The organism is Pseudoalteromonas sp. CNC9-20, from assembly GCF_022347875.1.
GTDB classification, from domain to species: Bacteria; Pseudomonadota; Gammaproteobacteria; order Enterobacterales; family Alteromonadaceae; genus Pseudoalteromonas; species Pseudoalteromonas ruthenica.
This window is the reverse complement of the sequence record NZ_JAKRFS010000001.1, coordinates 613,131-628,599: the sequence shown is the minus strand read 5'-3', so window position 1 is coordinate 628,599 and position 15,469 is coordinate 613,131. Positions and strand designations below refer to the sequence as shown.

General features: G+C 47.2%; 10 protein-coding genes. 5 read left to right on the top strand and 5 right to left on the bottom strand.

Annotated elements, in window-relative coordinates; genetic code table 11:
• Nucleotides 1-10: 10 nt before the first annotated feature.
• On the top strand, nt 11-1,762 hold the full coding sequence (locus MHM89_RS02830) for a DUF3466 family protein (protein WP_239408020.1): 1,752 nt from the start codon (nt 11-13) through the stop codon (nt 1,760-1,762).
• A 53-nt stretch (nt 1,763-1,815) separates the two neighbouring features.
• On the opposite strand, the gene MHM89_RS02825 is transcribed toward MHM89_RS02830, so the two are convergent.
• Complete coding sequence (locus MHM89_RS02825) at nt 1,816-4,287, bottom strand: TonB-dependent receptor (RefSeq protein ID WP_239408019.1); 2,472 nt, start codon at nt 4,285-4,287, stop codon at nt 1,816-1,818.
• Between the two features lie 151 nt (nt 4,288-4,438).
• On the opposite strand from MHM89_RS02825, the gene MHM89_RS02820 reads away from it, so the two are divergent.
• On the top strand, nt 4,439-4,963 hold the full coding sequence (locus tag MHM89_RS02820) for a YaeQ family protein (protein ID WP_239408018.1): 525 nt from the start codon (nt 4,439-4,441) through the stop codon (nt 4,961-4,963).
• Here MHM89_RS02820 and yfaE read toward each other — a convergent pair.
• The 4 genes from yfaE to ubiG all read right to left on the bottom strand — a co-directional run bounded on the left by yfaE (nt 4,960) and on the right by ubiG (nt 9,980).
• Nucleotides 4,960-5,205: a class I ribonucleotide reductase maintenance protein YfaE gene (gene yfaE / locus MHM89_RS02815; RefSeq protein ID WP_272946256.1), complete on the bottom strand. Its 246-nt coding sequence runs from the start codon at nt 5,203-5,205 to the stop codon at nt 4,960-4,962. The two genes, MHM89_RS02820 and yfaE, sit on opposite strands and share 4 nt — an antisense overlap.
• A gap of 60 nt (nt 5,206-5,265) precedes the next feature.
• Nucleotides 5,266-6,396 (bottom strand): class Ia ribonucleoside-diphosphate reductase subunit beta, encoded by a 1,131-nt coding sequence (nrdB, locus tag MHM89_RS02810; RefSeq protein ID WP_022943828.1) that lies wholly within the window; start codon nt 6,394-6,396, stop codon nt 5,266-5,268.
• A 69-nt stretch (nt 6,397-6,465) separates the two neighbouring features.
• A complete protein-coding gene (nrdA, locus tag MHM89_RS02805; RefSeq protein ID WP_045978728.1) occupies nt 6,466-8,751 on the bottom strand; it encodes a class 1a ribonucleoside-diphosphate reductase subunit alpha in 2,286 nt (761 codons plus the stop codon).
• 518 nt (nt 8,752-9,269) lie between these two features.
• On the bottom strand, nt 9,270-9,980 hold the full coding sequence (ubiG, locus tag MHM89_RS02800; RefSeq protein WP_151172837.1) for a bifunctional 2-polyprenyl-6-hydroxyphenol methylase/3-demethylubiquinol 3-O-methyltransferase UbiG: 711 nt from the start codon (nt 9,978-9,980) through the stop codon (nt 9,270-9,272).
• 188 nt (nt 9,981-10,168) lie between these two features.
• Here ubiG and gyrA point away from each other — a divergent pair, with 188 nt between their 5' ends.
• The 3 genes from gyrA to aroA all read left to right on the top strand — a co-directional run bounded on the left by gyrA (nt 10,169) and on the right by aroA (nt 15,333).
• Nucleotides 10,169-12,841, top strand: coding sequence for a DNA gyrase subunit A (gene gyrA / locus MHM89_RS02795; protein WP_022943832.1), 2,673 nt, complete (start codon nt 10,169-10,171; stop codon nt 12,839-12,841).
• 129 nt (nt 12,842-12,970) lie between these two features.
• Nucleotides 12,971-14,053: a 3-phosphoserine/phosphohydroxythreonine transaminase gene (gene serC / locus MHM89_RS02790; RefSeq protein ID WP_045978730.1), complete on the top strand. Its 1,083-nt coding sequence runs from the start codon at nt 12,971-12,973 to the stop codon at nt 14,051-14,053.
• A complete protein-coding gene (gene aroA / locus MHM89_RS02785; protein ID WP_239408017.1) occupies nt 14,053-15,333 on the top strand; it encodes a 3-phosphoshikimate 1-carboxyvinyltransferase in 1,281 nt (426 codons plus the stop codon). Before serC ends, aroA begins: the two co-directional genes overlap by 1 nt.
• The last annotated feature ends 136 nt before the right edge of the window (nt 15,334-15,469 follow it).

Genomic DNA, 15,469 nt, shown 5'->3' with positions numbered 1-15,469 from the left:
AGGGAAGAACATGAAAAAATCCTTAGTCGCATTGAGCATTCTTACCGGCTTGAGCGCCCATGTCCATGGTGCCGTTTATCAGGTGGAGGAGCTGAGTACCTTAGATATTGCGAAACACCATTACGTTACTGATGCTAATAATAATGGCGAGGTTATTGGCCAAGCTCGTGGCGTATACAATCTTCCAATCGATGTTAGTTACATAGACTTTAGCGATAGCCAGATCACCAACGCATACGATGATTGGGAGCGTAGTCAGTTCGAAGCCATTGATAAAGAAATTACCTTTACCTTGGACGATATCGAAGCAGGTAACCTCAATGCTGATGCGCATCGTTTTATGCTCAGCTTCCTATCAACGTCTAGTGTTAACAGCGATGCCAACTGGCAGAAAATTGCTGATAGCGTGGCTGTAAACTTTACACCGAGCCCAGCAACAGAGCAGGTGTTATTAGACGAGCAAAGCGATCATTACGACGGTTTGACACGCAGCGTCGCCAACTTATATAACGCTATCAGTGAAGATGGGGTGCGCGCAGGGTGGTCATCAGCACCTTATGAACAAATAGAATTCACGCCGAGTGGCGATGATGAGGCGCAAACCTATTTTGTGCGCGATTTTCGCTCTCGCGGGGTGGTTGTAGGTGTCGATGGCACGGTAGTCACCTTGCCAGTGATCAGCGATTTATACGGCGGTCAAGGGACAGCGAATGATATCGTTATGCGCCCTGATGGCGGTTACTATGTGGTTGGTGACAGCTCAACTGGCGTGCCTGAAGATCGCCAAGATAACTATGACGATCGCTGCGACGGTGAAGATGAGCCAGTTGCAGTGTGCGTTTGGGAAATCGAAAATCGCAGCGCCAGCAATACCCGCAATGGTTTGTATGACCGCCGAGCCACGTTGTGGACCTTGGATGCAGATTTAAATGTGGTTGATACAAAGAACCTTGGTTTAGGGTTGAGCATTGAAGAAGACGAAAACAGTGCATTCGTCTCTACGGCGTTGGCCGTTAATGCACAAGGAATTGCCGTTGGTTATTCACATATCCGTGATAATAACAACGATAATCGCATTAATACCCTGCCAGCCCTGTTTAAAGATGGTGAAGTACTAGAAATCATCGACCAAGAAGATGATTGGTACTCTGGTAAGGCAACGGCGATTACTGATAATGGTATCGTCACCGGTTACGCCACCAAAAACATCGAAGGGCGACGCACGACCAAGTTCTTCTACCATAACATTGAAACGGGCACCACAGTGTTCCCGACAGACTACTTTACCAGTTCAAGCTCAGTGGGCCGTGACATAAACGAGCAGGGCGTCATTGTCGGCGAAGGTGAAGTCGATGTTGTTAACTCAGGCAGTCGTCGTCGTGAAGGCTTCATCTACACCTTAGGTGATGAAAAAATCGCCAATATTAACGATTTATTGCCATGCTACGACGTTGATGGTGAAAGCAATTATCCATATACCTTCGCTGAAGCAACGGCCATTGATGATGACAACATCATTTATGGTGTTGCTACTAAAACCGAACCTAAGTTGAATTCTTTCGGTGAAGTGGAGGTCGATAGTGATGGTGAGACGCTATACGAGAGTGTAGCCAAACCAGTGAAACTCACTCCAATCGCCGGCGGTGAGGTTGAAGAGTGCCCACCTGAGGCTGCAGAAACCTACGAGCGTCAAAGCGGAAGTCTAGGTTGGCTCGCTTTATTGGCGTTGCCACTGCTAGGCTGGCGCCGTAAACACGGTTAAGGTTACAAACACAAAAAAGCCCGCAAATGCGGGCTTTTTTATGTCTAACCGAATTAGAAGTAAGCGCGAATACCGAGACGCAGATTACGCCCAGGTAACGGAGCTTGCTCTTTTATAAAGGAGCTATGAACAAAGCCAAGCTCATCAGTCAGGTTATTTAATTGCATGTAAGCCACGCCATCAAACGACCCCACGGCAAAGTTATAGTCAACGGTGAAATCAACTAAGGTATAAGCGTCGGTGACCGTTTCAGAGGCAGCAATATCATCTTGTTCAAGATAGTGCGTGGCCTTAAGTGCTAAGTCCCAATTTTGTAGCGTGTAATCAACCTGGGTGCCAAGCTTGGCGGCAGGAATACGAGGAATATACTCACCATTATCGAGTTTTGCGCTGACCGAGTCGGCAAAGCCCTTAATACGCCATTGCTGGCTAATTTGGTAGTGCATATCTAACTCGAAGCCATATAGTTCGGCGTCTTGAGACTGATATTGATACACTGTCATGGCGTCTTCATCGCCAAGCTGTGCAGCAATGAAGCCTTCATCATGCTCATATACCAAGCCAGTATCTTGTTGGTAATAGAAGTTTTCAACGTCGTTATAGAACACACTTAGGTTAACGCCAAAATCACCGATGTATTTACGCCAGCTGACATCGATGTTGTTTGCCACTTCTTGCTGCACATTTTGGCCGTTAAAGTGCGCTTCACCGTCTTCTATATCATAAGCAAGACCTAACTCGTACGTTGATGTTGCGATATGCTCACCATTAGATAGCAGCTCAGCCGTCAGTGGAGCACGCTCAGAATGAGATAAACTGACAGCTAAACTGTAACCTTCTTGGTACTGCCAAATCCCACCTAATGAAAAGCTCATGTTTGTTTCATCATACTCGTAAGCGATAAGCTCTGGGTCTTCGAGGTGCTCATCATGATGCTCTTGTTCATGGTCATGACTGTCATGTTCATCTTCATGATCTGATGTACCAGCTATATCGCTAGACAAACTGTAATCTTCGACGCGAGCACCAAGCTCTAATGTCCAGTCACCAAATTCACGCTCTTCTAGCAAGTACAGGGCGTGTACTTGCGTTTCTGTCGCAGGTGTAAAGGCTTCGGCACCCGAAGCTGCATAGTCAGAGTCAGTGTAGTGATAGCCCAATGTACCGTGCCATTGACCAACGCGATGCTTGGCATTGATGCGTGCTTCATGGGTGGTATTTTCGAATAAGGTACCGATTGTCTGCTCTTCCACTTCAGCGTGTCGGTAGTCTGTGTAACCTGCGCGAACGCTCAGTGTTTCTATGATACTGTCGTGGAATGAGTAACTTGCTAACGCTTGCCAGCGGTCTTGCTCAACGCGCGCAAATACATTGTGGGCTTGCTCTTCGCCGGCATGTTCATCGTGACCGTCATGCTCGTCTTCGTGTCCATGCTCTTCATGGCCATGTTCATCGTGTCCGTGCTCTTCATGGCCATGTTCATCGTGTCCGTGCTCTTCATGATCGTGATGGTCATGGGAGTGGGCTGGAATTCCGTAGTCGCTCTCAATACGGCCATAAGACAAACCAAGGGTCCAATGATCGGCAACGTAACTGGTGCCTAAATTAACCGTGGCACTATCGATAAAGGTATTATCCACTTTATCGTGAGCCGCTAATTCGCCCTCATGCTCTTGGGTATAGAAACGTGGAGTCTCATAATCATGACCAACACGGTCAGTGCCATCGACATGCACATTAAAGCCATCGTGACCCGCTGCAAACTTACCCGCATAGGTGTTGGTAGTCGATACGGTATCATGGCTGTATTCAGCCGCTCCTTCGTAACCCTCAATACGATCGGTGGGGATACGGTTATCAACGACGTTCACTACACCACCGATAGCACCAGAGCCATACAGCAACGTAGCTGGGCCACGAAGTACTTCTATTTGCTCAGCAGCAATAGACTCGGTGGTCACAGCATGATCCGGACCGACGCGAGAGGCATCACTGCTGTCTAAACCATTTTGAGTGATCTTTACACGTGGGCCATCTAAACCACGAATGATAGGGCTCGATGAAACAGGGCCGAAATAACTGGCGTTAATGCCTGGGATCCCTTTGAGGGTCTCACCCAATGTTGGTTGCGCGCTATCACGCAGTGCATCGCCGCTCAGTACAGATACTGGCGATACCATGTCGAGGTTATTTTTATCCAGTCCCGAAGCGTAAACAACAACGGTTTCAATTGCGGAGGGGGTAAGGTTGACTTGAACCGTTTGGTCTTGCTCATTGACCGCCACGCGCTTATCAATATAGTCGTCTTTACTGAAATGTAGCTCGCCCGCTGCATCTAGGGTGATTGAAAACTCACCATTGGCATTGGTACGAACGCTTTGCTGTTTACCATGGTAGTGGACAATAACGTTTTCGATGGGTTGCTGTTGAGGGTCGATAACGGTTCCGGTCACAGTGCCCGCGAGCGCATTGGGCGCACTCAGTAGCGCGGCAATAGTGAGAGAAAGAGGCGCAGGTTTGAACATAAGAATACTTCCAGTTACTGACATTGGCTATAATATAACATTAGCAAATCAATAAACTCAACAATGTTATACTATAACCTTGAGTTTATTCGTTGTTACTCAGCGCCTTGCTCTATACTTACTAAGTATCAAGGATCAGGAAGCGGGACTTATGAGCGATAAAGGAAGGGTGTTTAAAGCACACTTTACAATTAATGATAACGTTCATCACTGCCAATTGAATGAGCATTTTACAACCGCGCGGCGAGATAACGAATCCCTACACCACTTTATCCTACGACTGCTTGGATTTTGCTTATTTGCTTATCGCCATGACCTTACGTTATGTGACGCCCGTGAAAAACCACAGCGTGATGTTTATGCCAAAAATGATTTCGATGATTATGAGTTGGTTATCGAAGTGTTTACAGGTGATATTAAGGTCTTAAATAAGCTGTATCGCGAGGCTCAACAATTGTATGTGATCACCGTACTGCCTGTTGATAGTGAGCTACAGCACTGGTTACTAGCACATCAGCGGGTTGAGCTAATTGCTATCGAAAACGCTTTTATTGAGCGCCTAGAGGCCATGTTGGCGCGCTCTTTGGCATGGCATGTGAGTGTTGACAGTGATGAAATCAGTATTACTGCCAATGATGTATTTGTTCGTTCAGCACTGCAGGTGAGTTGGTTCTAGTCGTCAAAACTTATTGTAATGTCGCCTTCAGGGGTGGAGCAACACAGTAATATTTCACCATCACGAATAAAAGCAAGCGGCTCGTGGCGATACACCACGCTGCCTTGACATAGCTTGGCTCGACAAGCGCCGCAAAACCCTTCACGGCATTGATATGGCGCATCGACACCTTGGCTTTCTAGGCTATGTAACAAGCTGGGGCTCTGCTCTGGGTGAAGCAGGGCTTGGCCATTAAGTGTGATTGTAGCGGGTTTGTTAGACACGATTAGGAAGAGTAGGGGGCCAAAAGGGCCCCACTTATATTAAAGGTCAAAGTCACCAAAGTCGTTAGCATCCACTTGCGAATCGATTTGGCCAACTAAGTAAGAGCTGATTTCCGCTTCTTGCGGAGCAACTTGCACGTTATCAGATACCAACCAAGCATTGATCCATGGGATCGGATTGCTTTGAGTTTCAAATTGAGTTGGCAAGCCTACTGCGCTCATACGCACATTGGTAATGTACTCAACGTACTGACAGAGAATGTCTTTGTTGAGCCCTATCATAGAGCCATCTTTAAAGAGATATTCAGCCCACTCTTTTTCTTGTTGCGCTGCATCGACAAACATCGCAATGGCTTGCTCGCGGCACTCGGCTGCTACCTCTGCCATTTGCGGGTCGTCCTTACCTTCTTGCATAATATTGAGCATGTGCTGCGTACCAGAGAGGTGCAAGGCTTCATCACGAGCGATAAGCTTAATGATTTTCGCATTGCCTTCCATCAGTTCACGCTCTGCAAACGCAAACGAGCATGCAAACGACACATAGAAGCGAATGGCTTCGAGAATATTCACCGACATCATCGCTAAATACAAACGTTTCTTAAGCTCGTACAGGCTCACATCAATAACATCGCCGTTGACGGTGTGCTGACCTTCGCCGTACAGGTTATAAATTGATGTTAAGTGGATTAAGTCATCATAGTAACGAGTCACCGCGTCGGCACGTTCATTGATTTTGTCATTGGTGACAATGTCATCAAAAATAAGCTCAGGGGATTGCGTTACATTGCGAATGATATGAGTGTATGAGCGACTGTGGATGGTCTCACTGAACGCCCATGTTTCTATCCAGGTTTCCAACTCGGGCAGCGACACGATAGGTAGCAAGGCAACGTTGGGTGAGCGCCCTTGAACACTGTCTAGCAGGGTTTGGTATTTCAGGTTGCTCAAGAAAATGTGACGTTCATGATCGGGCAATGATTGAAAATCAACACGGTCTTTGCTGACATCCACTTCTTCCGGGCGCCAAAAGAAAGACAGTTGCTTTTCAATTAACTTCTCAAAAATAGGGTACTTCTGCTGGTCGTAACGTGACACATTCACCGTTTGCCCAAAAAACATCGGTTCTTTTAATTGGTCGTTATGATTACGGCTAAAAGTGGTGTATGACATAGTCGTGGGGTCTCAATCTACTTGGTAGAACAACAAAGGAATGCGGCTGTACACAGCCGCATGCTGTAATTATATTTTACACGCGCCGCCTTCACAGCCGTCATCGGCTTGTTCTGGCTTAAGCTCGTCTTGCGAGTCAGCTGCACCATCACGAGTGTTATGGTAGTACAACGTTTTGACACCAAGCTTGTACGCGGTTAATAAGTCTTTAAGCAGTAACTTCATAGGTACTTTACCGCCTTCGAACTTGTTTGGATCATAGTTGGTATTGGCTGAAATCGTTTGGTCAACGAATTTCTGCATAATGCCAACAAGTTGCAGGTAGCCATCGTTAGAAGGGATATCCCAAAGTAACTCGTACTGCTCTTTCAAACGCTCATATTCAGGCACTACCTGCTTCAAAATACCGTCTTTAGATGCTTTAACGCTGATGTGCCCACGCGGTGGCTCGATGCCATTAGTGGCATTAGAAATTTGCGATGATGTCTCTGAAGGCATTAACGCTGAAAGCGTCGAGTTACGCATACCATGGGTTTTAATGCTTTCGCGTAGTCCATCCCAATCAAGGTGCAACGGCTCGTCACATACACTATCGAGATCCTTCTTATAAGTATCGATAGGCATAACGCCTTGAGCATAGGTTGTTTCGTTAAACTTAGGACAAGCACCTTTTTCTTTCGCTAACTCATTTGACGCTTTCATTAAGTAATATTGAATCGCCTCAAAAGTTTTGTGTGTTAGCGCGTTGGCACTGCCATCGGAATAACGTTTGCCATTTTTAGCTAAGTAATAGGCAAAGTTAATGACGCCAATACCCAAAGTACGGCGGCCCATGGTGGCGTTATACGCAGCAGGAACAGGGTACTCTTGGTAATCCAACAGGCTATCAAGGGCGCGGACACCTAGTTCGGCCAGCTCTTCGAGCTCGTCGAGTGAATTAATAGCACCGAGGTTAAATGCCGATAGCGTACACAAGGCAATTTCGCCTTCTTCGTCCATAACATTATTCATCGGCTTAGTCGGCAGCGCGATTTCTAAACATAAATTAGATTGGCGAATAGGCGCGACTTTAGCATCGAACGGGCTGTGAGTATTACAGTGATCCACGTTTTGCAGATAGATGCGCCCAGTGCTGGCACGCTCTTGCAAAAACATCGAAAACAGCTCAATGGCCTTGATACGCTTTTTGCGAATACTGTCGTCTTGTTCGTACTGCACATATAGCTGTTCGAACTTTTCTTGGTCTTCGAAAAAGGCATCGTACAAGCCTGGCACATCCGATGGACTGAATAAGGTAATGTGGCCGTCTTTAATGAGTCGGGTATACATCAACTTATTAAACTGCACACCATAATCTAAGTGGCGTACCCGGTTGTCATCGACACCTCGGTTATTCTTCAAGACCAGCAGGTTTTCCACTTCCAAGTGCCACAGTGGGTAGAAGAGTGTTGCTGCGCCGCCGCGCACCCCACCTTGAGAGCAGCTTTTTACTGCCGTTTGGAAGTGCTTATAAAATGGGATACAACCTGTATGGTAGGCTTCACCGTTACGGATTGGGCTGCCTAGGGCACGAATGCGTCCAGCGTTAATACCAATACCGGCTCGCTGTGATACGTATTTTACGATTGCAGAAGAAGTCGCGTTAATGGAATCTAGGCTATCGTCACACTCAATCAGTACGCATGAGCTAAATTGACGAGTCGGTGTGCGCACACCCGACATAATCGGTGTTGGCAACGAAATTTTGAATGTAGAAACGGCATCGTAAAAGCGCTTAACATAGTCAAGACGCGTTTCTTTTGGGTATTCAGAGAATAAGCTGGCAGCCACTAATACATATAAAAATTGCGCGCTCTCGTAAATGTCGCCAGTAACACGGTTTTGGACTAGGTATTTACCTTCCAACTGCTTTACTGCGGCGTAGCTGAAGTTTAAGTCTCGGCTATGATCAATAAAGGCATCCATTTGCTCGAACTCAGACTGAGTGTAATCAGTGAGTAAATGTTGATCATAGCGTTTATCTTCAACGAGCTTAACTACGTGGTCATACAGCTTCGGTGGCTCAAATTGGCCATAAGCTTTCTTTCTTAGATGAAAGATGGCAAGGCGAGCTGCCAAAAACTGATAGTCAGGAGTGTCTTTTGAGATCAGATCTGCTGCTGACTTAATGATTGTCTCATGAATGTCTTCGGTGCGGATACCGTCATAGAACTGAATATGGGACTTAAGTTCAACTTGTGAGACAGATACATTATTCAGACCTTCTGCCGCCCAAGTAATAACGCGATGGATTTTATCTAAATCCAGCGCTTCCTTACGTCCGTCGCGTTTACTAACAGATAGCTGTTGGTTCATAGTTATTGCCCGTATTTATAATTAGTTGTCTTAGCGCACGGCTGAGAAATACGTGTTGCCGCCCGTATTTACACCAGCGAATGTTACTTTACTGCCAGGATAGTGCTTCGCTATCACCTATTTATGAGTACAGCAGATTAAAGCACGGCCTAATTGGCCAAGATTTAAACACTATATATGGTGTTTTCATCACAGCGACTCACAAGATAGTGGGGTAGCGATGCTTTTGCAAGAGGCGCATACCTTGACAATCTGTGGATAACTACAAGGGGTTAGTGATCGTTAACCTTATAGCATTTTTAAAGCTGTATTTAGATGAAAATCAACGCCAAAAAAAACAATTTAAACGAAATTTTTGTACCGATAGCGACTGATTTTTTTATCATCAATACGCTTAAATTGTATTCGTGACGATCATTTCAAATCACTATATCTGGTGTTCAAAAATTAACAAGCCACCAGATATAGTGTATTCGTCATCCGCGAATTTGCCAATACAATGCGCGGATCATTTTCGATCACAGTAATTTTTCGAAGTGCAATATATAGTTAACGCTAACGTCGTTGTTAAGGGTAAATTGTTTTGTCAGCGGGTTATAACTTAAGCCGGCGCTGTGACGCACTTTGAGCCCTTGTTGCTCAGCCCATGCTATAAGTTGCGAGGGGCGAATAAACTTACTGTGGTCGTGCGTGCCTTCAGGAACCATTTTTAGCACCTTCTCCGCTCCCAGTATTGCCAGCAAATAGGCTTTAGTGGTTTTATTGAGCGTAGAGAAATACACGTTTGCTCCTGGTTTAGCGAGGCGGGCGGCAGCGGCAATAACCGACTCGGGTTCAGGCACATGTTCAAGCATTTCCATACAGGTGACTACATCAAACTGTTCACTGTGGTGTTCGCTAAATGCTTCGGCAGTGCTTAACTGATAATCCACTTTTACGCCAGACTCCAGCGCGTGCAGCTTCGCTACATTGAGTGGCTCTTGGCCCATATCAATGCCCGTGACTTGGGCGCCAAGCTTGGCCATGCTTTCAGCTAAAATTCCACCTCCGCAGCCTATATCCACGGCCTGCTTTTGCGCCAGCCCTTGTGCGTGCTGGGCGATGAAATCCAGTCGCAGAGGGTTAATATCATGTAGTGGTTTGAATTCGCCGTCGAAATCCCACCAACGTTCGGCAATGGCCTCAAATTTAGCTATTTCACTGTGGTCTACATTTTGATGTTCGGTCATATAAAACTTCCTCGTGTTTATGAGGCCATTATACGGGGGGATTTTCGCAAATCGCAAAGATTTAGCGCCTGTAAAATCAAAAATAATGTGATAGCATGAACGCAGATAATAACGACAAATGACAGTCGCTGAGTCTCCTTCACTTTGTTGGGGACGGAGGCTGTCAATGAAGAAGGAAAGTGGAATCAATGACTGATCTCGCCAACGAAGTCCTTCCGGTTAATATTGAAGATGAGTTAAAAAATTCCTACCTCGATTACGCTATGAGTGTAATTGTAGGGCGTGCGCTTCCCGATGTGCGTGATGGGCTTAAGCCTGTTCACCGTCGTGTGTTGTTTGCCATGAATGAACTCCGCAATGACTGGAATAAACCCTATAAGAAATCGGCTCGTGTAGTCGGTGATGTAATCGGTAAATACCACCCCCATGGCGACAGTGCAGTGTACGACACCATCGTTCGTATGGCACAGCCATTCTCCTTGCGTTACATGCTTGTTGATGGTCAAGGTAACTTTGGCTCGGTAGATGGTGACTCAGCGGCGGCGATGCGTTACACCGAAGTGCGTATGGCGAAGCTATCACAAGAGCTACTGGCTGATTTAGAAAAAGAGACTGTAGACTTTGTGCCGAACTACGACGGCACCGAGCAAATCCCAGATGTGTTGCCGACCAAAGTGCCTAACTTACTCGTCAATGGTTCTTCGGGTATTGCCGTCGGTATGGCGACTAACATACCGCCGCATAACCTCACCGAAGTGATCAATGGTTGTTTGGCGCTTATTAAAGAGCCGGAAACCACGATTGAAGAATTGATGGACTACATTCCTGGTCCTGATTTCCCTACTGCAGCCATTATCAATGGCAAAAAGGGCATTGAGCAGGCCTATAAAACCGGCCGTGGTAAGATTTATATCCGCGCTCGTGCCGATGTCGAAGTGGATGAAAAAACCGGGCGCGAAACCATCGTTGTCCATGAAATCCCATACCAGGTTAACAAAGCGCGCTTGATTGAAAAAATCGCCGAACTGGTTAAAGACAAGAAGATTGAGGGGATCAGTGCGCTGCGTGATGAGTCTGATAAAGACGGTATGCGCATTGTTATCGAGGTAAAACGCGGCGAAGTCGGCGAAGTTATCCTCAATAACCTGTACGCACAAACGCAAATGCAAACAGTGTTTGGCATGAACATGGTTGCCCTAGATGGCAATCAGCCACGTTGTTTCAACCTCAAAGAGATGCTTGAAGCCTTTATTCTGCATCGTCGTGAAGTGGTCACTCGTCGGACCGTATACGATTTACGTAAAGCCCGTGACCGTGCACACACCCTTGAAGGTCTAGCTATTGCTTTGGCGAATATCGACCCGGTCATTGAGCTGATCCGCAAGTCGCCAACACCGGCCGAGGCGAAAGAAGCGTTAGTATCTCGCCCGTGGGAGCTCGGCAATGTAAAAGCCATGCTGGAAAAAGCCGGTGATGATGCTGCGCGCCCAGACTGGCTTGCTGATGGCTTAGGTATTCGCGATGGTCAATACTATCTATCAGAGCCCCAAGCTCAGGCTATTTTGGAGCTGCGCTTACATAAGCTGACAGGCCTAGAGCACGGTAAGATCCTTGATGAATACCAAGAGCTACTTGAGCTTATCGCTGAGTTGTTACATATCCTCGGTTCACCTGAGCGTTTGATGGAAGTGATCCGTGACGAATTAGTATTGATTAAAGACACCTATGGCGATGAACGTCGTACTGAAATCAGTGCCGCTGCGCACGACATCAGCTTGGAAGATTTAATCAACGAAGAAGATGTGGTGGTGACCTTGTCCCATGAAGGCTATGTTAAGTACCAGCCTTTGAGTGATTACGAGGCCCAGCGTCGAGGCGGTAAGGGTAAGTCGGCAACGAAGATGAAAGATGAAGATTTCATCGAACGCTTACTGGTCGCCAATACCCACGACACCATTTTATGCTTCTCCAGTGCAGGGCGTTTGTATTGGCTGAAAGTCTACCAGTTGCCACTTGCCAGCCGTGCAGCGCGTGGTAAGCCGATTGTTAACTTGCTACCGCTCGAAGCTGATGAACGTATCACCACGATATTACCTGTGCGTGAATACGAAGAAGACAAGTTTATTGTCATGGCGACCGCCAGCGGTGTTGTTAAGAAAACGCCACTGACCGCCTACAGCCGTCAACGCGCCAGCGGCATCATCGCGATTAACCTGAACGAAGGGGATAGCTTAATCGGTGCACGTATCACCACTGGTGAAGACGACATCATGCTATTTACCGAGCACGGCAAAGTAGTGCGTTTCAATGAGAAACAACGCGATGCTGAAACGGGTGAAGTTAAACGTGACCCTGAAACGGGCGAAGAACTGCTCGCTCTGCGTCCTATGGGCCGTACTGCAACAGGTGTTCGTGGCATCAAGATGCCAGACGACGTCAAAGTGGTATCGTTAATTGTACCGCAAGGGGATGGCGCTATCCTAACCGTGACCGAGAATGGCTATGGTAAACGCACACCATTAGAAGAGTACCCTGCTAAGAGTCGAGCGACACAAGGCGTGGTCTCAATTAAAGTGAGCGAGCGCAATGGCCCTGTAGTTGGTGCGGTGCAAGTCGATGACAATGATGAAATCATGATCATTTCTAATCGCGGCACCTTAGTACGTACTCGTGTTAATGAAGTGTCTCGCGTTGGCCGTAACACGCAGGGGGTCATTTTGATCCGTACCATTGACGGTGAGGCTGTGGTTGGGTTACAACGTATCGAAGAAATCGATGATGAAGACCTAGTCGACATAGAGCAAAATGAGGTGCCAGAAAATTCACAGGCACCCACTGCAGGCGATGACACGCCTGAGTAAATCTCTTAGTATATGAAAGCGGCTTCGGCCGCTTTTTTTATTTGTTGATAATACCTTTCGAGCACTTAATCGTGGTGCATAGCGTCCTAGGTGTTATCCATACGCATATGGAATGAGGAAATAGAAGTAATGAGCGTATACAACTTTTGTGCAGGCCCTGCCATGTTGCCACCCGAGGTTATGAAAAAGGCACAGAGTGAATTTTTGGATTGGCAAAACCTTGGAGTATCGGTGATGGAAGTGAGTCACCGAGCTGAACCGTTTTTAACCATGGCGCAACAGTGCGAGGCGCGTTTGCGCCGGTTAATGAACATTAGCGATGACTTTGCCGTGCTCTTTATGCATGGTGGCGGTCGTGGTCAATTTGCCGCTGTGCCAATGAATCTGCATTTGGACGATGCACCAGCGGTGTATGTTAATACCGGTATTTGGTCTGACGGCGCGGCGACAGAAGCGCGTAAGTACACCGATGTGGTTGAACTGAACGTCCGTGATGACCGTGATGGTCAGTTTGGCGTAACCCCGGTGGCGCAATGGCCATTGCCTGAAAAAGCCAGCTACATTCATTATTGCCCTAATGAAACCATTGATGGTGTTGAATTATTTGACGTGCCTCGCCACCCTAGTGCGCCCATCGTGGCCGATATGTCGTCGATGATTCTATCGCGGGAAATCAATGTTGATGATTTTGATGTCATTTACGCCGGTGCGCAAAAAAATATTGGTCCTTCAGGGCTTGCTATTGTGATTGTTCGTAAGACGCTGCTAGAGCGCCAAGGTCTGCCGCGCCCAGGAATACTGGATTACGCGGTGGAGGCCAAGCAGGGCAGTATGTATAACACGCCGCCGACCTTCGCTTGGTATCTGGCTGATGAAGTATTTAAATATCTCGAGGAGCACGGTGGTGTTCCTGCCATGCAGCGCCATAATAAAAATAAAGCGGCAATCTTGTATGATTACATCGATAGCTCCTCGTTTTACAATAATAAAGTGGACAAAGCCTGCCGCTCATTAATGAATGTACCATTTTGGTTGAACGACGAGCGCCATAACGAGCGCTTCTTAGCACTATCTAAACAGGCAGGCTTACTGGCGTTAGAAGGGCATCGTTTTGTTGGCGGCATGCGTGCGAGCATCTACAACGCCATGCCCGTTGCCGGTATTGAAGCGCTCGTGACCTTTATGGATGAGTTTGCCAAGGAGCATGGGTGATGGAGTCATTACGATTAGCGCCAATCAAAGGCGTCAATGGCGAGGTCACCCTCCCAGGTTCAAAAAGTCTTTCTAACCGCATCTTATTGCTGGCAGCGCTTGCACAGGGCAACACCACAGTGACCAACCTGCTCGATAGCGATGATATTCGTCATATGCTTGCAGCGCTCTCGGCCTTAGGGGTTAAGGTTGAATTGAGCGATGATAAAACGCAGGCTGTGGTGCACGGGCGGGGCGGTGAACTGGATACCCCAGATGATGCTTTGTTTCTCGGTAACGCGGGTACCGCATTTCGACCACTGACTGCGGTGCTAGCAGCAACTTCGGGCTCTTTCACACTGACAGGCGAGCCGCGCATGGAAGAGCGTCCAATTGGCCACTTAGTGGATGCGCTACAGTCCCTCGGAGCCGATATTCACTACAGCAAACAGCGCCACTATCCGCCGTTGGTGATTCACGGTCAAGGACTCAGCGGGGGGGAAGTAAGCATTGATGGCAGTATTTCCAGTCAGTTTCTGACCGCTTTATTGATGGCCGCTCCGCTGTTTCAGGGGGATACCAACATCAGCATTAAAGGCGAGTTGGTTTCTAAGCCCTATATAGATATCACCCTTGGGGTGATGGCGAAATTTGGTGTCCATGTTGAACATGACAATTATCAACGCTTCTATGTCAAAGGCGGACAAACATACCAAAGCCCTGGACGCATTATGGTTGAAGGCGACGCTTCCTCAGCATCTTACTTTGTTGCGGCGGCAGCCATTGCTGGCGGTGAAATCACCATTCATGGTGTTGGCTCGCAAAGTGTACAAGGAGATATCGGCTTTGCGAAGGTTATGCAGCAGGTGGGGGCTGACATTGATTGGTATGATACCAAGTTGGTTGTGCGCAAAGGTACACTCAAAGGCGTGGACATTGACGCCAATGCGATCCCTGATGCAGCAATGACTCTGGCAACAGTCGCACTGTTTGCAAAGGGCAAAACGGCAATTCGTAATATCTATAATTGGCGAGTCAAAGAAACCGACCGGTTACATGCAATGGCAACAGAGTTGAAGAAGTTGGGCGCTGAGGTCATTGAGGGCGAAGACTATATCGAAATCACCCCGGTAACAAAACTTAATGATGTTGCCATCGATACTTATAACGACCATCGTATCGCGATGTGCTTTTCATTGGTTGCTGTGGGCGGGTGGCCTGTCACTATTAACGACCCGAATTGCACCGCGAAAACCTTCCCTACCTATTTTGATACACTGTCACACGTCAGTCAGTACTAGCCTTTGCAGCCTGTTTACGCTTTTTCGCAAGCAGGCTGATACTTGATCTGTTACAAAACAATATTAAAAAACTACTGTAATGACGCGAATTTGCAGAAAAGTTCGCGTATAATACCGCCGATTTTAATGTTTGCTG

Excerpts from the sequence above, each read along its gene's own strand:
- MHM89_RS02830 (WP_239408020.1), top strand. The coding sequence starts at position 11 with ATGAAAAAATCCTTAGTCGCATTGAGCATTCTTACCGGCTTGAGCGCC.
- MHM89_RS02825 (WP_239408019.1), bottom strand. The coding sequence starts at position 4,287 with ATGTTCAAACCTGCGCCTCTTTCTCTCACTATTGCCGCGCTACTGAGT.
- MHM89_RS02820 (WP_239408018.1), top strand. The coding sequence starts at position 4,439 with ATGAGCGATAAAGGAAGGGTGTTTAAAGCACACTTTACAATTAATGAT.
- nrdB (WP_022943828.1), bottom strand. The coding sequence starts at position 6,396 with ATGTCATACACCACTTTTAGCCGTAATCATAACGACCAATTAAAAGAA.
- nrdA (WP_045978728.1), bottom strand. The coding sequence starts at position 8,751 with ATGAACCAACAGCTATCTGTTAGTAAACGCGACGGACGTAAGGAAGCG.
- ubiG (WP_151172837.1), bottom strand. The coding sequence starts at position 9,980 with ATGACCGAACATCAAAATGTAGACCACAGTGAAATAGCTAAATTTGAG.
- gyrA (WP_022943832.1), top strand. The coding sequence starts at position 10,169 with ATGACTGATCTCGCCAACGAAGTCCTTCCGGTTAATATTGAAGATGAG.
- serC (WP_045978730.1), top strand. The coding sequence starts at position 12,971 with ATGAGCGTATACAACTTTTGTGCAGGCCCTGCCATGTTGCCACCCGAG.
- aroA (WP_239408017.1), top strand. The coding sequence starts at position 14,053 with ATGGAGTCATTACGATTAGCGCCAATCAAAGGCGTCAATGGCGAGGTC.